The sequence below is a fragment of the Sulfuricurvum sp. genome (assembly GCF_028712165.1).
GTDB lineage: Bacteria > Campylobacterota > Campylobacteria > Campylobacterales > Sulfurimonadaceae > Sulfuricurvum.
In genome coordinates this window covers 1-22,358 of sequence record NZ_JAQTQR010000051.1, presented here as the reverse complement: position 1 = coordinate 22,358, position 22,358 = coordinate 1, and the positions used below count along the sequence as shown (strand labels likewise).

Annotated in this window: 18 protein-coding genes and 1 other RNA gene; 4 read left to right on the top strand and 15 right to left on the bottom strand. The window is 41.6% G+C overall.

Features of this window, described 5'->3' with window-relative positions:
- The 3 genes from PHP90_RS09765 to PHP90_RS09755 all read left to right on the top strand — a co-directional run.
- The coding region (locus PHP90_RS09765) for a hypothetical protein (RefSeq protein ID WP_299928928.1) at nucleotides 1–281 on the top strand (281 nt) is incomplete at its 5' end.
- Nucleotides 282–687: 406 nt separating this feature from the next.
- On the top strand, nucleotides 688–870 hold the full coding sequence (locus PHP90_RS09760) for a hypothetical protein (RefSeq protein WP_299928925.1): 183 nt from the start codon (nucleotides 688–690) through the stop codon (nucleotides 868–870).
- Nucleotides 871–1,116: 246 nt separating this feature from the next.
- Entirely contained in the window at nucleotides 1,117–3,006 is a 1,890-nt protein-coding gene (locus tag PHP90_RS09755; RefSeq protein WP_299928922.1) for an NACHT domain-containing protein, read from the top strand.
- A gap of 189 nt (nucleotides 3,007–3,195) precedes the next feature.
- On the opposite strand, the gene rnpB is transcribed toward PHP90_RS09755, so the two are convergent.
- The 12 genes from rnpB to mltG form a co-directional block, all read right to left on the bottom strand.
- Nucleotides 3,196–3,527, bottom strand: an RNA gene (rnpB, locus tag PHP90_RS09750) — RNase P RNA component class A.
- Between the two features lie 83 nt (nucleotides 3,528–3,610).
- Complete coding sequence (locus PHP90_RS09745; RefSeq protein ID WP_299928919.1) at nucleotides 3,611–4,174, bottom strand: 2-oxoacid:acceptor oxidoreductase family protein; 564 nt, start codon at nucleotides 4,172–4,174, stop codon at nucleotides 3,611–3,613.
- Between the two features lie 9 nt (nucleotides 4,175–4,183).
- Nucleotides 4,184–5,038, bottom strand: a complete 855-nt coding sequence (locus PHP90_RS09740) for a 2-oxoglutarate ferredoxin oxidoreductase subunit beta (protein ID WP_299928916.1) — start codon at nucleotides 5,036–5,038, stop codon at nucleotides 4,184–4,186.
- Entirely contained in the window at nucleotides 5,038–6,189 is a 1,152-nt protein-coding gene (locus tag PHP90_RS09735; RefSeq protein ID WP_299928913.1) for a 2-oxoglutarate synthase subunit alpha, read from the bottom strand. The genes PHP90_RS09740 and PHP90_RS09735 overlap by 1 nt, the downstream gene beginning before the upstream one ends.
- Complete coding sequence (locus PHP90_RS09730; protein WP_299928910.1) at nucleotides 6,189–6,518, bottom strand: 4Fe-4S dicluster domain-containing protein; 330 nt, start codon at nucleotides 6,516–6,518, stop codon at nucleotides 6,189–6,191. Before PHP90_RS09730 ends, PHP90_RS09735 begins: the two co-directional genes overlap by 1 nt.
- A 98-nt stretch (nucleotides 6,519–6,616) precedes the next feature.
- Nucleotides 6,617–6,919, bottom strand: coding sequence for a heavy-metal-associated domain-containing protein (locus PHP90_RS09725; RefSeq protein ID WP_299928907.1), 303 nt, complete (start codon nucleotides 6,917–6,919; stop codon nucleotides 6,617–6,619).
- The gene (gene sucD / locus PHP90_RS09720; protein WP_299928904.1) at nucleotides 6,919–7,791 is read right to left on the bottom strand and encodes a succinate--CoA ligase subunit alpha; all 873 of its coding nucleotides are present in this window, start codon (nucleotides 7,789–7,791) and stop codon (nucleotides 6,919–6,921) included. The genes PHP90_RS09725 and sucD overlap by 1 nt, the downstream gene beginning before the upstream one ends.
- 3 nt (nucleotides 7,792–7,794) lie before the next feature.
- The gene (gene sucC / locus PHP90_RS09715) at nucleotides 7,795–8,964 is read right to left on the bottom strand and encodes an ADP-forming succinate--CoA ligase subunit beta (RefSeq protein ID WP_299928901.1); all 1,170 of its coding nucleotides are present in this window, start codon (nucleotides 8,962–8,964) and stop codon (nucleotides 7,795–7,797) included.
- A 19-nt stretch (nucleotides 8,965–8,983) separates the two neighbouring features.
- Nucleotides 8,984–10,375: a class II fumarate hydratase gene (gene fumC / locus PHP90_RS09710; RefSeq protein WP_299928898.1), complete on the bottom strand. Its 1,392-nt coding sequence runs from the start codon at nucleotides 10,373–10,375 to the stop codon at nucleotides 8,984–8,986.
- The gene (gene mdh / locus PHP90_RS09705; protein WP_299928895.1) at nucleotides 10,375–11,334 is read right to left on the bottom strand and encodes a malate dehydrogenase; all 960 of its coding nucleotides are present in this window, start codon (nucleotides 11,332–11,334) and stop codon (nucleotides 10,375–10,377) included. Before mdh ends, fumC begins: the two co-directional genes overlap by 1 nt.
- Nucleotides 11,335–11,467: 133 nt before the next feature.
- Complete coding sequence (locus PHP90_RS09700; protein WP_299928893.1) at nucleotides 11,468–13,663, bottom strand: NADP-dependent isocitrate dehydrogenase; 2,196 nt, start codon at nucleotides 13,661–13,663, stop codon at nucleotides 11,468–11,470.
- A gap of 101 nt (nucleotides 13,664–13,764) precedes the next feature.
- Nucleotides 13,765–14,640 carry an endolytic transglycosylase MltG gene (mltG, locus tag PHP90_RS09695; protein ID WP_299928890.1) on the bottom strand — a complete coding sequence of 292 codons (876 nt, stop codon included), beginning with the start codon at nucleotides 14,638–14,640 and terminating at the stop codon, nucleotides 13,765–13,767.
- On the opposite strand from mltG, the gene PHP90_RS09690 reads away from it, so the two are divergent.
- Nucleotides 14,639–17,833, top strand: coding sequence for an AsmA-like C-terminal domain-containing protein (locus PHP90_RS09690; RefSeq protein ID WP_299928878.1), 3,195 nt, complete (start codon nucleotides 14,639–14,641; stop codon nucleotides 17,831–17,833). The two genes, mltG and PHP90_RS09690, sit on opposite strands and share 2 nt — an antisense overlap.
- A 4-nt stretch (nucleotides 17,834–17,837) precedes the next feature.
- On the opposite strand, the gene PHP90_RS09685 is transcribed toward PHP90_RS09690, so the two are convergent.
- Genes PHP90_RS09685 through secA form a run of 3 tightly spaced genes read right to left on the bottom strand, consistent with a single transcriptional unit; the run spans nucleotide 17,838 to nucleotide 22,321 of the window.
- Nucleotides 17,838–18,551 carry a hypothetical protein gene (locus tag PHP90_RS09685; RefSeq protein WP_299928876.1) on the bottom strand — a complete coding sequence of 238 codons (714 nt, stop codon included), beginning with the start codon at nucleotides 18,549–18,551 and terminating at the stop codon, nucleotides 17,838–17,840.
- A 9-nt stretch (nucleotides 18,552–18,560) separates the two neighbouring features.
- Nucleotides 18,561–19,757 (bottom strand): ABC transporter permease, encoded by a 1,197-nt coding sequence (locus tag PHP90_RS09680; protein ID WP_299928874.1) that lies wholly within the window; start codon nucleotides 19,755–19,757, stop codon nucleotides 18,561–18,563.
- Nucleotides 19,754–22,321 carry a preprotein translocase subunit SecA gene (gene secA / locus PHP90_RS09675; RefSeq protein ID WP_299928871.1) on the bottom strand — a complete coding sequence of 856 codons (2,568 nt, stop codon included), beginning with the start codon at nucleotides 22,319–22,321 and terminating at the stop codon, nucleotides 19,754–19,756. The genes PHP90_RS09680 and secA overlap by 4 nt, the downstream gene beginning before the upstream one ends.
- Nucleotides 22,322–22,358 lie beyond the last annotated feature (37 nt).

The following is a 22,358-nucleotide window of genomic DNA, read 5'->3' as shown; positions in this document are numbered from 1 at the left end:
TCCTTTTTCCATTGACGCAGGCGTTGGGATTAAATACGGCTTGGTACTACAGCGGCCCCAAAAAAGGATACGATCGAGGAACGGGTACCGCAAAAACCTACGAGTCCATGATGGTGATCGATGAAACAATCTCGTACGATATTGACAGTTCATCAACCGTGACATTGACTGCCAAAAACCTCTTTAATGAACCGATTATTTATCCATCCTACCAAGGCAAACATGACGGATTAAAACGTGAAGGTCAAAATTGGCTGTTAACGTATGAGAAAAGATTTTAAAGAAAAAATCCAAGCCGATTTTCTCATCTTCCAAAACAGAATAAAATGCATAAAAATAGGCTTCTTATCGCTATTTCTCTCGTATATTTTTTCAAATATTCATAATACTTATAGTCAATTTTTTATTGACCTTAAAACGGTAATATTACGACAAAATGGACTGAAAAATGCTTGTACTTATCATCTCAACAAAAGTAACTCGTCAATAACTTCAACCCTATTTCATACAGCTTCTGGTTTTCTTGAAAAACTTGAAAATATTAGTATTTGCGGAAGAGAAATAGTGTAGTACATATTGGGATATGACTGTTCAAACCTTGTTTTTGCCTTTGTTTCACTCCGGCAGTGTTTCGATACGCATTCAATTTTTTCGTTCATCACACAAATCAGGAAGAAACACTTCACCATGACAGAAGACACATTCGAAACGCTCAAAAGCAAAATTGAAGAAAAAAAAGAACTCTCGGAAAAAATGAACGCTGATAGTTCAAATAATGAAGAAGTAGAGATAACTGAAAATGCTCAAATAGTTATACTCGATGCAGAGATAGATACTCTTCTTAAAAAGTATATTCTATACGCTGAATAAGATACAACGTAAGCCAAATTATAAAAAGTCCCTTAAATAGGGACAAAATCAACTAGTGTGACAGAAATACTATGCACCTATTGGCACATTTTGTTACACTAAATACATATCTTTTTTAATTTTAAATTTTACTCCGCTGTCTCTAGTCATTTCACTTTATGTATTTCAGTTCACAAACCAATCCAAAAACAAAGTATTATTGTTATAATAATTAATAAAAATTAGATAATAAAGGTTTGTACAATAATGGCAACAGGATTAGAACCGACTTTAGTCAATGCAGGAATTAAAGCTATTTCTCCTATTACAGATGTTTTGTTAAATGCAAAATTTGATAAATTAAAAACATGGGTGAATGAACATAATTTAAATAAACAATTAAAAGATGATGAATTAAATAAATTCTTTTTCCCCTATTTCAAAAGACTTTATAAAAAAGTTTCTACTATTCAGACTATAGTTTTTCCTCAACAGGAATTAGATATTGAAGAAATATTTGAACCTTTATTTTTAAAAGATAGAGAACATTTGGGCGAAGTCAAATGTATAAAAATTCTTGATATTCTTGATGGATCATCATATATTATTATTGATGATGCGGGAATGGGGAAATCTACATTTGCAAAGTCCCTGACTTTAACTGCAATTCGTGAGATGGATTTAGTTCCAATCTTTATTGAGTTGCGTACACTTGATGAAAAAAACTTATTAGATACATTAAGAAATGAGCTTAATAGTGTTAACACTATTTTTAATAATGATGTTTTTTTAAAACTATTAGAAATGAAAAAGTTTCTAATAGTCTTGGATGGTTTTGATGAGATATCATTTGCACAACAACCCAGAATAGCTCAAGAAATTTCTGAATTATCTATAAAATCTGAAATTTCACTCGTATTAACTTCAAGACCTGAAAATCAATTACCAAGAATACCACACAGCAAAGCACTCAAATTTATCCCCCTTAGAATCGATCAGACTAAATCTCTAATCCATCGTTATGATGTTGTTGCAAGACTTGAGATTGGAGAAAAACTTATTAAGGAATTAGATAAAGTTCCTAGTAGATTTTTACAAACACCATTACTCGTAGCTTTGTTGTATCGTACATATGGATTCAATAACTCTATAGCATCTAAAACTTCTACTTTTTACGATGAAATCTACAATGCGATGTATAAAGGACATGATTTAACAAAGGTTGGTTTTTCAAGAGAAAAAAAATCTTCATTGGATTATGAAGATTTTAGAAAACTATTAAGAGCTTTCGCTTTTATATTACTTACAACTAAAAATGAAAATATCAAATCTCTTTCAGAGGCGGCTCAGCATATCGAAAAAGCAAGTAAATTATCAAAAATAGTTCCATCCGCATCTTTAAACTTTTTGAATGATCTCTTGTCTTCTGTCCCATTAATGTATAAAGATGGTAATCATTATCGATTCATGCATAAAACTATTATGGAGTTTTTTGCGGCAGAATTTATAGCCTACTCTGACAATGCATTAGGACTGCTTCAACAAATATATACTACAAAAATAGCAAAAGTATTTGAGAAGTCTTTTGATTATCTTGAAGAATTAAAACCACATTTGTTTAAAAAAATAATTGTGCATGACATTGCAACAAAATATTTAGATCTTTATAATGTATATCCTCAATTAGATGAAACCATTCTAACCTATTTGTTACTTAACAATTATAAAATAGTTTTAGTGCGAGGTGATGAGCTTAGTGATGAAATAGATCATGCTTTTGATTTTGGTGCATATTTTGAAGGATCACTATATGGGGAGCAATGCAGTATGATGATAGGTGGTACCAGTTCAGAATTTATTATCCCTTATTCCGTTAGAAAATATCTTTATTTAAGCGTAGATGACAAAATAATAGATCACGATAGTAAAATCTTTGATGGCATTGAGAACTATCTTTCATATGATCAAATCATTTCATTGGATCATGAATTATTGTTGAATATACTTTCTTTACCAGTATTAAAAGAACTTATACTAAATACATCTATTTGGATGAACGAGCATCAATATATATCAGTTAAAAAATGCATCAGTATACTTCAAGAATTAAAAGATGAAGAATCTGAAGAAAAGTTGATTTCATTGTTTTTAGAATGACTTTATATACAAAACACACAATTGGATTCAAAAACAACAAGTCCAAGCCATACAGCAAATCTATGACAGGCTTAGTGAACACATGCATCTATATAAAATTAAAAAAAAGGGACAGGCTACTTTTATAATTAAGAGGTCAAGTCTTCTCAAGATTAAAAGTGCGATTGAACATTTTGAAGAAGGAAAGAAAAAGTAGGTACAACGTAAGCCGGGTTCTGGATGAAGTGATAATTAATCTACTGCCTAGATCACTCTAGGCCTCTAGCGAAACAATAGCGATGTAGGACGCTAACCATCTGTTTCTTGCTGCGCGGTTGGGTTTACATAGCTCCCTTAGTTGCCTAAGAGACTGGTGGGCTCTTACCCCGCCGTTTCACCCTTACCTCTTTCGAGGCGGTTTACTCTCTGTTGCACTATCCCTCACGTTACCGTGGCCATCCGTTAGATGGAACCGTGTCCTACGGCAGCCCGGACTTTACCTCTTGGGATTACTAGTTCCAAGCTATCACCTGTTGTACCTGCGAAATTATAAGAGAAAATGGATTAGAAAGGGCTTGAAAAGAGGTATAAAGAGGTTCTCCCGAAACGGGAGAATAATGTGGAATTACATTCCGAGTTTAGCTTTTGCTTCTTTTGCGTATTGGATACCCAATGCCCAAGCTTTGTTATTTACGTCATGTACTTTTTTCGGTACCTTTGAAAGCATTACTTCACGAAGGGTTTCCGGATCAAGAACACCGGTAAATTCATTGGTGATTCCCAATGCAACAACCGATTGGGTAATAACATTACCCACTTCTTCTTTTGCAATGGTGATAATAGGAATCTCAACAATGATCCATTTTTGGCGGTCTTCTTCGGTCGGATGAACCAAGTTTGGTTCAACAACAATGATTCCGCCCGGCTTAACGCCGTTTTTGAATTGTTGGTAGCTCACATTTGCAACGGAAAGCATGAAATCGATTTCACCCTCATTTGCATACGGATAGAAAATTTCATTGTCATCCAATGTAATATCAACAACCGTTGCACCACCGCGCACTTGTGATGTATAGGTAGCTGTTTTGAGCCCGTGGCCGCCAAGTTTAATCTTAGCAGCTGCCATAATTTCACCGGCAAGAAGAACCCCTTGTCCACCGACGCCTGTAAATCGTATCGTATGTCTCATGGTTTCTCCTTAGATTTTTTTCGCAAAATCGTCTTGCGTGATTTTTGCACGTTTACCTTGTGCCGCTTCGATTACCATGTCATAAAGATCACAATACTCAGCTTGTTCAACTTCACGCAATACACCCGTTGGGAATTTGTTCATTTGCTCTTCCGGTGGTAAAGCTTCCCATTTTTTCAAAGGAATAGTGATGCTGTCAATCCACTCAAGATTTTCCATCGCACTTGCCATTTTGTTTTTACGGCCAAGGTTGATATGGCAGTTAGACATAATATCAAAGAATGAGAACCCTTTGTGTGAGAACCCTTTTACAAAGATTTTTTCCAATTTTTTCGGATCAAGCATACTCTCACGCGCTACGAATGACGCACCTGCACCGATAGCAAGTTTACACGCATCGAACGTTGGATCGATGTTCCCGTTTTGCGCCGATACACACCACATACCTTGTGGAGTTGTCGGAGAAATTTGAGAATTGGTCAAACCGTAAATAAAGTTATTGATAAGGATAAAGTTCAAATCGATATTACGTCGGCATCCGTGAATCGTGTGATTACCACCGATCGCCAAACCGTCACCGTCTCCGGCAACAACGATTACGTTTGCATCAGGACGGGTCAATTTGATACCCGTAGCATATGCAACCGTACGTCCGTGTGTCGTATGAACCGTATTACAGTTGATGTATGAGCTGAAACGTCCTGAACAACCGATACCGGAAACGACACAGACTTTGTCCATATCCCATCCCATTTTTTCGATTGCACGAATACATGCTTTTAGAATAACGCCATCGCCACATCCCCAACACCAGAGTGTCGGCATTTTATCTACACGTAGATATTGATCATAATTGAAAGCCATTAGAACATCTCCTTAACTTTAGCTACCATTTCAAGTGGTGCAATCGGACGACCGTTTGCTTTGTGAAGTGTACCGAAGTCACTTCTACCCATTACACGTTCGATCTCTTTGAGGTATTGACCCATATTAAGCTCTGTTACAAAAATCTTGTCAAATTTTTGACCGATCTCTTTTAGCTTTTTAGCCGGACTCGGCCAGATAGTAATCGGACGGAAAAGACCAGCTTTGATACCATCGTTACGAAGTTTCATAACCGCTTCTTTTGCACCGCGAGAGATACTTCCGTATGCAATCATACATACTTCGGCATCATCCATCATAAACTCTTCATAATCCGGTTCGTTGTCCAAACCGTCATTTTCAGCAGCTACCGTGTTGATTTTACCGACAAGACGTTCGATATTGAACTGACATTGTGCCGCATCTTCAGTTGGGAAACCGGTTGGACCGTGGTGAAGACCCGTGACATGATAACGGTACCCTTCAAACATCGGATTCAATACCGCAGGGGTGTTCATAGGAACATCGTACGGACGATAATCTTCCGGTTTTCCGTCAAAACGTTTACGATTAACTGTTTTCGCTTTAATCTCTTCCAAATCAGGAAGAACCGCTTTACCGTGCATGTGTCCAACTGTTTCATCCAAAAGAACGAATACAGGAGTCATATAGGTTTCTGCCAAATTAAATGCACGTACCGTTAGTGTATAACACTCTTCAAGTGAACCGGCACACAATGTGATCGATGCATAGTCACCGTGAGTCGGATATTGTGCTTGACCGATATCGGCTTGAGAAACACGTGTCGGAAGACCGGTTGATGGACCACCGCGCATAACGTTAACGATAACCAATGGAACTTCAGCGATGAAGCCCAAACCGATTTGTTCCGCTTTAAGAGAAATCCCCGGTCCAGACGTTGCGGTCATCGCTTTTGTACCCGCCATAGAAGCACCGAGCGCTACGGAAATACCGGCGATCTCGTCTTCCATTTGAATAAATTTACCACCGACAGTCGGCAAAAGATCGGACATCTCATGCATGACTTCAGATGATGGAGTAATCGGATAACCACCGAAAAACATACATCCTGCATCAAAAGCACCGAGTGCTGATAATTCGTTACCTGTTGAAATTACTTCTCTTGCCATTATTTCACTCCTACTTGGTCTAAAGACATATACTTGTTAGCAATAATAGCTGCTTGACGCTCTTTTGCTTCGTCAGTAAGTTTTGCAAATTTAAAGTCACTTTTGTCAGCAACATAAATTGCAAAGTCCGGACATGTAAGTTCACACTCATTACAGCCGATACAACTTTCAGGATGATCGATAGAGATCATTGCACCTAACGTTGATGTAGGCTCATAACGCATACCAAGTACACCTGATGGACATACTGATACACAAATATCACACGCTTTACAGTTATCGGTGTTAACCCATACAGGGACATTACCGGGGTTGATCGTTTTAAACATCTGCTCTCCTACATTTTAGTTTGAACATCGCGGAAAAAGTTTCCGCGTCTACACTGGCCGCTACGGCATTGAATCTACGCACTCTGGCGGAATTCACATTATTTTTTTGTCTCTTCGTCCGTTGAAAATTTGCCTACCGCACAGGAGACAAAACTCTTGAGCTTTAGAGCGGCGTTATCTATAACGCCCTCTTCCTCACCGATTAGAGGATATCCGAGGCTTCTTAATATAGCCTTAAAGTGTGCTGATTGCGCCTCATCAATAATATCTGCTGTTACTTTGCGAGGCTCGCACGACAGGTCAACACTGACCTCTTCGAATCCGGCTTCTTTGAGTGCTTTGGTAATCGTATTGGCACACCCGCCGCAACGAATATTAGCCACTTCAAAGACGGTAATCATTATTTTTTCATCACTTCTGCAAGTGCTTTACCGATATCCGCCGGAGAAACAACGACTCTTACACCAGCCGCTTCAAGCGCTGCCATTTTTTCAGCTGCCGTACCTGCACCTCCGGAGATAATCGCTCCGGCATGCCCCATACGTTTGCCGGCAGGTGCCGTTTGTCCGGCGATGAACGCGACAACCGGTTTCGTAATGTGCTCTTTGATATACGCCGCTGCCTGGATTTCCAAATCACCGCCGATCTCTCCGATCATAACGATTGCATGTGTTTCCGGATCGGCTTCAAACATCGGAAGAAGCTGTTTGTAGCTCAAACCGATGATAGGGTCACCGCCGATACCGACCGCTGTGGTAATACCGTAGCCCTCTTTCACAACCTGGTTCGCAGACTCATACGTCAACGTTCCTGATTTAGAGATCAAACCGACATTTCCTTTTTTGAAAATGAAGCCCGGCATAATACCGATTTTACACTCTTCCGCTGTGATGATACCCGGACAGTTCGGCCCGATAGTCATCATATCTTTCTTAACCGCATACGCTTTTGCAAACATCATATCTTTAACCGGAGCACCTTCGGTAATGATAACCGCAAGGCTGATCCCGGCATCGGCTGCTTCCATAACCGCATCAGAAACGAAAGCCGGTGGAACGAAGATCATAGAGACAGTCGCACCGGTAGCACGTACTGCTTCTTCAACCGTATTGAATACCGGCTGACCAAGGTGTTCTTGTCCACCTTTGCCCGGTGTAACACCGCCGACGATTTTGGTACCGTATGCCATACATTGCTCTGCATGGAACGTCCCCTCTTTACCTGTGAAACCTTGAACGATAACTTTTGTATCTTTATTGACCAAAATAGACATTAATTATTCTCCCTTAGCTGCTGCAACGGCTTTGCGCGCACCGTCTGCAAGATCGGTTGCCGCTACGATATTCGCAATACCGGCATTATTCAAAATTTCTGCCGCTTCGATAGCGTTGGTACCGTCAAGTCGTACAATAACAGGGACATTGACGTTTGTGATTTTTGTCGCTTCGATAATTCCGTTGGCAACACGGTCACAACGTACGATACCACCGAAGATGTTGACAAAAATCGCTTTTACGTTCGGATCTTTGAGAATGATATCAAACCCTTTTGCAACCGTTTCCGCACTTGCTGAACCGCCTACATCCAAGAAGTTAGCCGGTTTTCCGCCTTCGTAATTGATGGTATCCATAGTACCCATCGCAAGACCGGCACCGTTAACCATACAACCGACATCGCCGTCAAGTTTGATATAGCTGAGACCGAATTTACCTGCTTCGATTTCCGTTGGTTCTTCTTCACTCAAATCACGCATTTCATTGACTTGAGATTGACGATAAAGTGCGTTGTTATCAAAGCCCATTTTCGCATCAAGTGCCAAGAATTTACCGTCACCGGTTTTAACCAATGGATTGATTTCAATCATCTCTGCATCGTGATCCATATAGACTTTGTAAAGTGCTGATGCAAATTTAATAAAGGTGTTGATCTCTTCAACCGGAAGACCCAAACCAAATGCCAATTTACGACCGTGGAACGATTGGAAACCGGTCAACGGATCGATAGAAACTTTGATAATTTTTTCAGGAGTATTGTGTGCAACCTCTTCAATTGCCATACCACCCTCGGTTGATGCCATCATGATCGGCATTTCAAGTGCACGGTCAAGAAGAAGTCCGAGATAGTACTCTTTTTTGATATCCGCACCCTCTTCGATGTAAACTTTTTGAACGAGTTTACCCTCAGGACCTGTTTGATGCGTTACGAGCTGCATACCCAAAATTTGAGCAGCCATTTCACGAACTTCAGAAGTCGATTTAGCGAGTTTTACACCGCCCCCTAAACCGCGTCCGCCTGCATGGATTTGAGCTTTTACTACCCAAATATTTCCACCGAGTTCTTGAGCCGCTTTGACCGCCTCATCGGGTGTAAAAGCAATGTGACCGCGCAATGTCGGCACGTTGTACTTTTTGAATAATTCTTTTGCTTGATATTCGTGAATATTCATCAATTCCTCCTGTTTAAGTTTACGCTATAGGTCTTGTCATCTCTTCAGGGATGACATATTTATCGAACTCTTCGGCTGTAAGAAGACCGAGTTTGATCGCAGTCTCTTTCAGTGTGGAGTTCTCTTTGTGTGCTGTTTTTGCAATTTTTGCCGCATTCTCATATCCGATATACGGATTAAGTGCCGTAACCAACATCAATGAATTATTAAGGTAATGGTCAATTTGATCCCGTACCGGCTCAATTCCTACCGCACAGTTGTCATTAAACGAAACGATAGAATCCGCTAACAAACGGACAGATTGTAAAAAGTTATAAGCGATAACCGGTTTGAAAACGTTCAGCTCAAAGTTCCCTTGGCTTGCCGCAAATCCGATGCACGCATCGTTACCCATAACCTGACACGCTACCATTGTAACCGCTTCACTTTGGGTTGGATTGACTTTACCCGGCATGATGGATGAACCCGGCTCGTTTTCAGGAATGGTGATTTCACCGATACCGCAACGAGGCCCTGAAGCCAACCAACGAACATCATTCGCAATTTTCATCATATCTGCCGCAAGCGCTTTAAGTGCTCCGTGTGCAAAAACCAGTGCGTCATGAGACGTTAATGCATGAAATTTATTCGGAGCCGTCACAAATTGGTGACCTGTAAGTTCGGTCAATTTTGCTGCAACACGCGTACCGAGTTCAGGATGGGCATTAAGTCCTGTTCCAACCGCTGTACCGCCAAGAGCCAGTTCACGAACCGATGCAAGAGAATCTTTCGCCATTTTTTCGCATTTGTTGAGCATCTCTACCCATCCGCTGATCTCTTGACCAAGCGTAAGCGGTGTGGCATCTTGCAAGTGGGTACGACCGATTTTTACGATGTCGCTAAACGCTACTGACTTGTTGATCAATGTATTACGAAGATGATCAATCGCAGGCAGCAAACGTGTCTCAACCGCGATTACTGCCGCTACGTGCAATGCTGTCGGATAAGTATCGTTTGAACTTTGTGATTTATTGACATCATCATTCGGATGAACCAATTTTTGTGTACGGAAATCACCGCCGAGAATCTCAGTCGCTCGACTCGCTAAAACTTCGTTATTGTTCATATTTGACTGGGTACCTGAACCGGTTTGCCATACGACAAGCGGATAATGCGCATCCAATTTACCATCAAGCATCTCATCTGCTGCTTGAGCAATCGCATCGGCTTTCTCTTTAGAGAGCATACCGAGATCACAGTTAACAAGAGCTACCGCTTTTTTAAGAAGTGAAAAAGCCCTTGTAATCTCGTATGGCATTTTTTCTTCGCCGATTTGGAAGTTTTCCAAAGAACGCTGTGTCTGCGCTCCCCAATAGGTATCATTCGGAACCCGAATTTCCCCCATTGTATCTTTTTCTACGCGAAAGCCCATTATTCTGCTCCTTGAAAGAAATTATTGGTGTTAAGAGTATCGATCAATGTTTGTACCGATTTACATGAAGCCGCGAACATCTCTTTTTCAACTTCATTGAGAGTCACTTCGATAATTTTTTCAGCACCGTTGGCTCCCAACATTACAGGGACGCCGCTGACTACATCATGAAATCCGTATTCGCCTTCGAGATAGACGGCACACGGGTGAATTTGTTTCGTATCTTTCAAAATCGCTTCAACCATAATCGCCGTAGCTTTTGCCGGAGCGTAATAAGCTGAACCGGTTTGAAGAAGTGCAACAATCTCCGCTCCCCCTTTACGAGTACGCTGAACAATCTCTTCAATCTCATCATGTGTCAATACATCCGAGAGAGGAACCCCTGCAACCGTCGAATAACGAGGCAACGGAACCATATCATCACCGTGTCCGCCCATAACGGATGCACGGATCTGACCTCCTCCGTAACCCAGCTTTTCCTGAATAAACGCCGCCATACGGGCACTGTCCAAAACGCCTGCCATACCGATAACACGGCTGCGGTCAAAACCGCTTTCACGCAATGCTACATAGGTCATCGCATCCAACGGATTAGAAACCATAATAACGATTGCATTCGGAGAGTATTGTGCAACACCTTCGATAACTTCACGTGTCACTTTGGCATTGATCATCAACAAATCGTCACGGCTCATACCCGGCAAACGAGGACTTCCTGCCGTAATTACGACAACATCACAATCGGTCATATCTGCCATTGTCTCAGCAACGCTTACGACTGAGTGACTGCGTACTGCGGCAGCTGCTTGGGACATATCAAGCGCTTTACCTTTAGCGATTTCGATTTTATTGTCGCGTAAAATGATCTCATGGCAAGAGCCAAGCATAGCAAGTGAGTAGGCGATCGTTGATCCGACATTTCCAGCACCGACAATCCCGACGCGTTTTCCTTTTACCATTTTCCTACTCCTTGTGTCATATTGCTATTTCCCTAATATATTAAGGGAAATAAAAGACGATTAATCGCCTTTTATCTATAGATCACAATCTACAGATAAAAAACGATCGGGGGATTCCCCAACCGTGTAAAATTTAGATAGCTGAAATGATGGCGTTAAGTGTTGCACTTGGGCGCATTGCAGCTGTTACTTTTGCAATATCAGGGTGGTAATAACCACCGATATCTTGTGCTTTTCCTTCTACAGAAAGAAGTTCTTCCATGATTTTTGCTTCATTCTCACTTAGTGCTTTAGCAACCGGAGCAAAACGACTTGCAAGTTCTGCATCTGCAGTTTGCTCAGCCAATGCTTTTGCCCAATATTGAGCCAAGAAGAAATGGCTTGCTTTGTTATCCGGCTCTCCCGCTTTACGTGAAGGCTCTTTATTATTGTCAAGGTACGCTGCATTCGCTTCATCGAGTGCTGCTGTAAGGGCAGACAATTTATTATCTTTCTTCGTTTTGTTGATGTGGCGAAGTGATTCTGCCAATGCCAAGAACTCACCGAGTGAATCCCAGCGAAGGTGACCTTCGTTCACAAATTGTTCAACGTGTTTCGGAGCCGATCCGCCTGCACCTGTTTCAAACAATCCGCCGCCTGCAAGCAATGGAACGATTGAAAGCATTTTAGCCGATGTTCCAAGTTCCAAGATTGGGAACAAATCCGTCAAATAGTCACGAAGAACATTACCGGTTGCTGAAATAGTGTTAGCGCCTGCACGAACACGTTTCAAAGAGAACGCCATCGCTTTTTCAGGTGCTAAGATATGGTACTCAATATTTCCTTTATTAAATTCAGGAAGATACTCATTTACCTTTTTAATGATGTTTGCATCGTGCGCACGGTTTTCATCCAACCAGAATACTACCGGCACATTTTCGATCTCGGCACGTTCAACCGCAAGGCGAACCCAGTCTTTGATCGGAATGTCTTTTGCACGAGACATACGCCAGATATCACCTTTATCAACGTTGAAAGTCATCAATACGCCGCTCTCATCGCTAACGGTTACAATACCGTCTTCTGAAAGTTCAAACGTTGTCGGGTGAGAGCCGTACTCTTCCGCTTTTTGAGCCATAAGACCGACGTTGGATACTGAACCCATAGTCGTTACGTCAAATTGTCCGTTTGCTTTGCAATCTTCGATGATTTCTGAGTACATTGTCGCATAACAACGATCCGGAATCGTAACAACACATTGTTCTACTTTTCCTGCCGGATTCCACATTTTACCGCCGTCACGTACAACAACAGGCAATGAAGCATCGATAATCACATCGTTTGATGCATGAAGGTTAGTGATACCTTTATCTGAATCAACCATTGCCATAGCCGGTTGAGTCGGGTAAACTGCCATGATAGCCGCTTCGATTTCCGCTTTTTTATCCGCCGGTAATTTTGCCAATTTTTTGTAAAGATCACCAAGACCAAGATTCGGATTAACACCGATCTCTTTGAACTCTGCAGCGTATTTTTCAAATACGTCTTTAAAGAATACACCAACTGCATGACCGAACATAATCGGATCACTTACTTTCATCATGGTTGCTTTAAGATGGATCGACCAAAGAATGTTTTTCTCTTTTGCTTCTGCAATAGAATCAGCCAAGAATGAACGAAGTGCTTTAGCACTCATAAACGTACCGTCAAGAACTTCTTTATCTTTTGCATCGATCTCTTTAAGGGTTTTACCGTTAAGTGCAATCGTTACTTTACCGTCACCGTTTTTGATAACAGATTGCTCATTTGCATAGAAATCGCCGCTGTTCATGTGAGCAACGCGAGTTTTTGAACCCTCGTCCCAAGCACGAAGTTTGTGAGGATTTTTCTTTGCAAAGTTTTTAACCGCAACCGCAGCACGGCGATCCGAGTTACCTTCACGAAGGACCGGATTAACCGCAGAGCCCAAACATGTTGCATAACGTGCAAAAATTTCTTTTTCTTCATCTGTTTTCGGTTCTTCCGGGTAATTTGGAAGATCGTAACCTTGACTTTGAAGTTCTTCAATACACGCTTTAAGCTGCGGGATTGAAGCAGAAATGTTTGGAAGTTTAATGATGTTGCCATCGGGTTGCAATGCAATCTTGCCTAGTTCTGCAAGATTATCAGGAATACGTTGCGCATCACTCATTCTTTCCGGAAAAGTTGCGATAACACGACCTGCAAGTGAAATATCACTTGTAATCACTTCAACGCCTGCTGCTTGTGTAAATGCATTTACGATTGGAAGTAGCGAATAAGTCGCCAATGCCGGTGCTTCATCAATTACTGACCAAATGATTTTTGCCATCAGGTTCTCCTGTCATTATTTTTATACAAGCATCATAACACTACTGAGGGGGAGTTTTTCTATTTAAACTCCAAAAAAGGGGAAAAAGTTGTCAATATGTTTCATTTTGTAGCATTTACTATGTTTTTATGGTGTGTAGAAAAGTAACTACTGTAAATATGATCCCCATTTTTCCCTCGGACGAAATAGAGGTAATCGGTATGTGCCGGATTGAGTGCCGCATGGATGGCTGCTTTTGATACATTACAGACGGGATACAAAGGGATACCCTTGATTTTATACGTATTATAGGGGCTTGTATCCATTCTTATCCGTTTTGCCGTAACTTTTTGATGGGAGTATTCACCATAATTTAAAGAGCCGTCCATCTGGAGTCTCATCCCCTTTTGTATCCGATTGTCAATTACAGAGCTTACAAAAGGCATATCTTCTTCCGAAGCCGCTTCTTTTTGAATAACCGATGCTTTTGTTACAATTTGTAACCATTTATCGTTGTCATATGGGGTATGATACTCATCTGCCCAGCGTTTCATCTTTTTTTCCGATTCGTTTAAAAGGTGAATGATCAGCTTTTCTTCATGGATATCGTTTGGAATACTGTAGGTATCCGGAACAAAATTCCCCTCTTTAAAGACGGCATGCTTTTCGTATGCCTTTTGCAGAAGATTGAGATCAAGAAAAAGTTGCTCGGCAATCTGCTTCAAAAATATATCTGTCGTCTCTCCGGGTATAAGAGTAATCTCACGGGTGGATGCTTTTGCTACCGTAAGCTGGTATAGATACTCATAACGGCTCATTTTTTCCTGTTTGATATCAATCCACCCTTTTTGAGGAGCACCCATCAAACGTAAAATAAATGCATCTATAAAGTGAACGTTTACCCCTTCAGACTGCAGGTGTGCTATACTTTTAAAGACGGAACCTTGCGGAATATAAACAATTTTGGGTGATGTAACAGTAGAAAACAGGTAAGTCATGAAAGAAAAAATCATCACCAGTATTATCCCGAAAACCCATCGGAATATCATTCTTTTTTTGGGCTTTACTTTTTTATTCGGTTTTTTCACGTTTATCGCTTTGCTTGAAGGTATTAGTATCGATCGCCTGACCTTTAAAGGTGTCATCGTCGAGAAATTATATCTCAAATGGAACAATGCACTACTGATTCGTGCCTCAAAAATAGACCTTAGTGCTCTTAAAGGCGACAATACCCCTATTACACTAAAACCTCTCTCTAAACTCCCCCCGCTTGTACGTAATATTCAGCATTGGGTATATCAGATTGATATTGATACTATCCAATATAAAGAGACGTATTCTTCTCTTCATTATCACAAAGGCTCCAATGGAACGTTTGTATTACGTAACAGGAATTACACTTGCCAGGGCACATATACCTTAGACGATAAATCCTTTGACCTTATGCTCCCCCCGTGTATAATTGATGATGCCAACATATCGCTAACGTTAAATGTTGAACTGGCAAAACAGAGTCTCAAAGCCAACATAGCTATTATTCTGCCTGAAACTCCAACGCTACATATTTTGGCAGCAGGTGATACCGATACATTGAGCTTTAAAATGTTTGCAGATCAGGTATTCACCACCGTAAAACCGCTTGTTAAAGTATTCGGTCTTGACCCTCACGTACAGCCTTGGATTAGTGAGTATGCAAAAGCAGACTCGATTACGCTGCACCGTTTGGAAGGGAAATTTCATTACGACAAACCTGATGAGTTGCTGGGATCTCTGCAAGCTGAGGCAACGGTTAATCAAGGGGAATATACGTTTGCACCAGGGTTTGAACCCATCAAAGCACCTCGTGTCGAACTCTCATTCCATCATGGTAAACTCTATATAACCCCTTATGAAGGTACTTTTTACACGCTTCCTACCGAACAAAGTTCTCTTTTTATAGATTTTTCTGCTGAGCATACGACACTAACCACCCATATTAAAACTGCTCATGCTATGCTAAACGATCCTATTTTATCTCTTTTGCATTTTTATAAGATCGATCTTCCTATCAAGCAAGCGTCCGGTACCTGTGATGTGGACCTTAACCTCTCCGTTGATCTCCACACACTGGATACTACCGCACAGGGTGAGTTTCGTCCAAGCGCTTCCGATATTTTACTCGATCAAATTTCTCTCAAATCAGAAGGGGGAATAGTCAATCTCAACAATACACGTGTCAGTTTTGAAAACTTTACGGCCCATTATGGAGACAACATTGCTGATGCCTACGTAAAAGGAGACTATGACGCTTCATCAAATCGAGGTATTGTCTCTATTGACGCATATGCGGTTTCCCCATTAGCAAACAAACAGCATTTGAGTCTCCGTAATCCGCTTAAAGTCAATTACATAATAACCCCTAAAGGGGATACTCTCAGTATCGCTTCCTCGCAATGGAACGTTCTGGGCAAACCGCTTAATATCGAATCATTTCGAGCCCCATTTGATTATCATACCGCCCAAAGCACACTAAAATCGGTCCATTTTAGCCTCAACAACACGATTCACGGAACAATCGATGCGTTATTAAACGGTTCAACCAAGCAAACCGATGTTCGATTACAACTGGATGATTTCAAATTAGGGGACGTTCAGCTCCAACAAAGCCCCCTAAAACTCGGTTTTCATTATGATCATGACGGCATCACACTTAACAGCGACACGGCATCGGCATGGTCCGTTCATCAGCTTCCACTGCTTGTTTCCCCGTTTGAAGCATCAATGAATGGTGATGAACTCATTTTTAAAGATATAGAAGCCGTATTAGGAGATTTATTAAAAGGAAAATTTAGCGGCAAATATCAAATTGACACAAAAAAAGGCTCTATTCTAATAAGCGATATGATCCCGTTAAGTCCGAAAATTTTCCCTATCCTTGATGCCCAAAAATCTCTAAACCTGAATGTAGATGCATCCAAAAATGAAATAGTCTTGGATGTTGATGCTTTGAAAGCCCGCTTTACAACCATTCCAAAGGGATGGAAAATAGCATTGAGCGATATTTCACTGCTCTCTCAAAAGTCTCCTCTTCTTCGTAAGTACAACATCGACAACGGCTATCTCAATCTTTTTTATTCACCTGAGAGCTCTCACTACAATTTTAACGGCTCGGTCATCTATCCCTACCCTATTATGATGGTCAACGAAAAACCAGTTACACGATATAACTTTAGCGGTGTCTATTATGAGGGACAAACCAAGATTCGGATAAATGATCGGCTTGTCCTTACCCGTAACGATGAAAAAATAGATGTTTCCGCCAAAAATGCCGGCATAAATATGCCTCAGCTCTTTCGATTTCTCACTGAACATCAACCCGAAGAGAGGCTCGAAATAAGTTCAGGAAACGGAACACAAAACCATTCAGACGAAATACTTCCTGTTCAGATTCATGCTGTCAACACCTACCTCTATCTGATGAAAGGGCGCAAAATCGTAGCAGACAATTTGGATGCGACACTGAATAATGATGATATGGATGCGACACTCAGCCACATGGGGGGAACTGCAACTCTCAAGATTCGTAACGGCCTGTTTATGATCGACGGAAACGGGTTTAACGATACATTTATGGAGCATCTCTTCCGATTCAGCGATTTTACCGGAGGAAAGTTTTCATTTGAGGCAAAAGGGGAAGCGGAGGCATTTGATGGGGTAATGAGAGTCGAAAACTCTATTTTAAAAGATTATAAGGTTCTCAATAATGTATTGGCATTTATCAATACCGTCCCCTCACTCGCAACGTTCTCACTCCCTAATTACAACACGAAAGGTCTCCCTCTGAAAGAGGGATATGCCCATTTTGATTATAATCACGGAATCGTCCATGTCGATAATTTCACCCTTAATTCGCCGGAGATGAAAATACTTGGTGATGGTAGTGCCGATCTGAAGACGCAGACGTTAAAAGGGGAACTTACCCTCAAAACCGACTTGGGATCTGTGTTAGGAAAAGTCCCGGTAGTGGGATATATCTTACTCGGAAATGACGGGTCTCTCTCAACCACCCTCACGATCAGCGGAAAACTTGATGACCCGAAAGTAGAAACGGCTATTGCAAAAGAGATTGCTACCGCACCGTTTAATATTCTGAAACGGACATTGGTTTATCCGTTTTTATGGATGATACCGGATGAGAAGAAGAAAAAATAGTTTTTTATACTCCGCTAAAAAGCTGAATACTCCAAAACACCAAAAATCCAGCAAATAACCAAAGGGTTGAAGAAGGTTTTTCTTCTATGGTATGAGCTTCTACCAAAAGCTCGTCCGTGACCAGATATAACAATGCCGCCACACCAAAAGCGAGGATGGCACTGATAACACTCGTCGATGCGCCGGATAACAGATAATTCCCTAAGAGCGTACAGCTGAGTACAACACCTGCCAGTAAGAGTGTCATCACGATAACACGCCACCCTTTTATCGTATCCGAAACGAGAGACAAACCGAGGAATAAAAGTTCGACCGACAAACCAAGTGCCAAAATCAATCCGGTATTGCCACCTGCAGCAAATCCTGCTCCGATGATAAATCCATCCACTGCAACATCGATAAATGTCGCGGCAATCAGACCGTAATTGAAAGCGTTTTCACCCAAATGTTCACTCTTCTCTTCCAGACGTATACTCCACAGCTTCATGATATACATCAAAATACCGCCGATGCTAAAAGCACCAATTAAAACCCATCCAGGTGCGTGTTCCCGACCGATTTCCGGCAGTACTTCTACCGCCAAAGCTGCGAGTACGACACCTGCGGCAAAATGTTGTATGAGACTGCGAGCATGATGGGAAGGATTCCAAACAATAGCCAGCAAGCCTCCAATCGAAGCAACAAAAGCGGGAATAGCCATAGCGAGCCAAGGTGACATAAAAATCCTTTATTCGTTTCGTAATACAGTAAGAACATCTACTTCAGATGCTTTTTTCGCCGGATACCATGCTGAGAGCAATACAATCACAAAGGCTCCGATGATAATCGAGAAGAAGTCGACTAAACTCAAATCGAGCGGTAATGTAGAAGTTGGATAGACATCTGCAGGGAGAGAAATAATATCAAACGTCCCCAATACCCACATACCCAAGAAACCTAAGATTGCTCCCGTCGTAATCCCTAAAACACCGATCACGATTCCAAGGATTAAAAAGATTTTTTTCACCTCTTGTTTGGATGCTCCGAGTGAGATTAGAAGAGCAATTTCGCTGCGTCGGTTCATCACCGTCATCAAAAGTGATGAAATGATATTGATCGCGGCAATCAGAATAATGAGCATCAACACGATAAAGAGTGACATTTTCTCCATTTTGAGCGCTGCAAAAAAGTTGCCGTTGTCTTCCCACCACCCTCGAATCGAAACCGTGTCAGGCAAAACTGCCGCAATACGTTTAATATCGGCTTCGGGATTAGGAGAATGGACGTGGATACCGTCGTAGAGATTTGATGGAATACCTAAAATACGTTGCATGGCATCCAAAGTGGTATAGGAAAAACCTTTGTCATACGCACTAAGCCCCGAATTAAAAGTAGACACCACATTAAAACGTTTGATTTTAGGCGTCAGTGCCAACCCGCCCGGCTCCATTTGGGTAAAGATATAGGTGAGTTTTTCCCCATCCGTTAAAAGAAATTCCTCTTTGAGGGATTTTCCGACCATAACTTCGAAGCCTTTCGGTATCCCTTCTTTAAGCCCTTCTGCAACAATACGGTTGACTTTTGCTTCTTGGGCAAAATCGACACCGAACAAATAGCCGCCTTCCATCTGATCTCCGCCACGGGAGAGTACGGCTGAAGTTACGTAGGGGCTAAACGATAGGTCGGGAAATTTCTTGCGTAGTTGTTCCAGCAAAGCGGTGTCGCACGTTGCGTAAAATTTGGGTTGAATCGTAAGAGGATAGTTCATAACGGTGAGTTTCTTTTTAAACTCGTTGTCAAAACCGTTCATAAGTGCCATTGCAATAATAAGGACCATTACACCTAACGCAATTCCTGAGAATGCGAGGAGTGCGGAGAGGAAGATAAAAGGCTGCTCTTTGTCAAAACGCAAAAAACGCTTGACAAGGTAAGAGACGATATTCAAGAGGCAAATACCCCTTTTTTAGGTCCGGACTTGCCGCAGCAGTTTTTATATTTGAGACCGCTTCCGCATGGACAATCATCGTTACGTGCAATTTTTTTCTCATCAATATCATGTTCCTGATGGTTGAGGCTCATGCGAAATGCTTCCTGCTTTTTTTCAAGTTCCATTTGACGTGCAAGAGCTTCGGCTTCTTCCTCAGCGTTATCGACTCTGAAACGGATTACATGCAATGTTTTAATCGTGTCGTATTTGATCGTCTCTACCAACTCACTAAAGAGGTTGAAACTCTCTTTTTTGTATTCAACCAATGGATCTTTTTGGTTATACGCGCGTAAACGGATACCCGTTTTCATGCTGTCCATTTGATAAAGGTGCTCGCGCCATGCGGTATCAAGTGTTTTAAGATAAATTTCACGTTCAATTTCGCTTCGGAGATTGAGATCTACAACCGACATTTTTTCGTCATATTCAGATTTCAAAGCATCCAAAACCGTTTTGCGGATCGAATCAGCACTTTTTTCTTTAAAAATTGAACTATCGATGTCCGCATTAGCTTCTTCTCTCAACAAAGAGACCAGACGATTCAAATCGATTTCGTCTTCAGAAATTCCATCGTAAATACCGCATAAGAGCAAGGTACGATTGACATATTCACTACGGATAAGATCGATTTTCTCGGCAATAGCATACGACGGATTGAGCAATTCACCACGGAATTTATAAACGATTTTACGTTGTTCGTTGGCAACATCATCGTATTCAACGATATGTTTACGTCCTTCAAAGTGCATGTTTTCGACTTTTTTCTGCGCTTTCTCAACCGCACGGGTAACCATCGTTGATTCAATATATTCGCCGTCTTCAACACCCAAACGTTCCATAATCGATTTGATTTTATCCGAACCAAAAATGCGTAGAAGGCTGTCTTCAAGACTTAAATAAAATTGACTTGTCCCCGGATCACCCTGACGTCCTGCACGTCCGCGGAGCTGGTTATCGATACGGCGGTTTTCATGACGCTCAGTACCCAGAATATACAATCCTCCAAGAGCTTTGATCTCATCGGTGACTTTGATGTCGACACCGCGTCCGGCCATGTTGGTTGCAATAGTGATTGCCCCTTTCTCACCGGCACTTTTGATAATTTCACCTTCTTGAGCATGATTTTTTGCATTCAATACCGTATGAGGGATTTTCTCAGCCTTAATCAATTCATGCAGTTTCTCCGATTTTTCGATCGAAGCTGTACCGATCAGTACCGGCTGCCCTTTGGCATGAAGCTCTTTGATTTTTCCGATAACAGCGGCAAACTTCTCCGCTTCCGTTTTGTAAATCAAATCATTCAGATCCTGACGGATAACCGGAACATTCGTCGGGATAGAGATAACATCGAGATTATAAATCTGCGCGAATTCGGTTGCTTCCGTTTGTGCCGTACCGGTCATACCGCCGATTTTTTCATACATACGGAAATAGTTTTGATAGGTAATATCGGCAAGAGTCTGTGTCTCCTCTTTGATGATTACACCCTCTTTGGCTTCCAAAGCTTGATGAAGCCCCTCTGAGTAACGTCGTCCTTCGGAAAGGCGCCCTGTAAACTCATCGACAATTACGATTTGTCCGTCTTGGATGACGTAATCGACATCGATTTCAAAAATATAGTTCGCTTTCAACGCTTGATCGAGGTGATGTGAAAGTGCCGAATTTTCGATACTGTATAGGTTGTCGACACCGAAAAGTTCTTCGGCATGGCCGATCCCTTCTTCGGTAATAAGGATCAAACGATCCTTCTCATCAACGGTAAAATGCTCCTCTATAACCAAAGCTTTTGCGACTGCATCGGCACGGGTATAGTTTTCGAGCGTACGATTGGTCGGTCCGGAAATAATAAGCGGTGTACGTGCTTCATCGATCAAAATCGAGTCAACCTCATCGACGATAACGTAGGTATGTGCACGCTGAACCATATGTTCTCGTGAATAGGTCATATTGTCACGAAGAAAATCAAATCCGAATTCATTATTGGTACCGTAGGTGATATCACACGCGTATTGTTCACGTTTGGAAACAGGATCGTAGCCGGATTCTAAAAGGATTCCTGTGCTGTAGCCTAAAAACGCATACAGTTCTGACATCTGTGTACCGTCACGACTCGCTAGGTAGTCATTGACTGTGACGACATGCACCCCTTTGCCGTTCATTGCATTCAAAACAACCGGCAAGGTAGCAACCAGGGTTTTACCCTCACCCGTTTTCATCTCAGCGATACGTCCTTCATGGAGTACCATACCTCCGATGAGCTGAACGTCGAAGTGACGCATCCCTAAAACACGTTTACTCGCCTCACGAGTGATTGCAAACGAATCGACCAAAACGTCATCCATACTCTTGGTACCATTTTGTACCGATTCTCGGAGAGCATTGAATGCCTGCTGTAACTCTTCATCACTTATAGCACTGAAATAAGATTCACGGGCGTTGATCGCCTCTACATTTTTACGATATTTTTTGACTTCTCGATCGTTTTTGGTACCGAAAATTTTTCCGACAAGCGATTGGAGCATTAAAAGCCTTCATTATGAACAGTATTGAAAAAGTCGC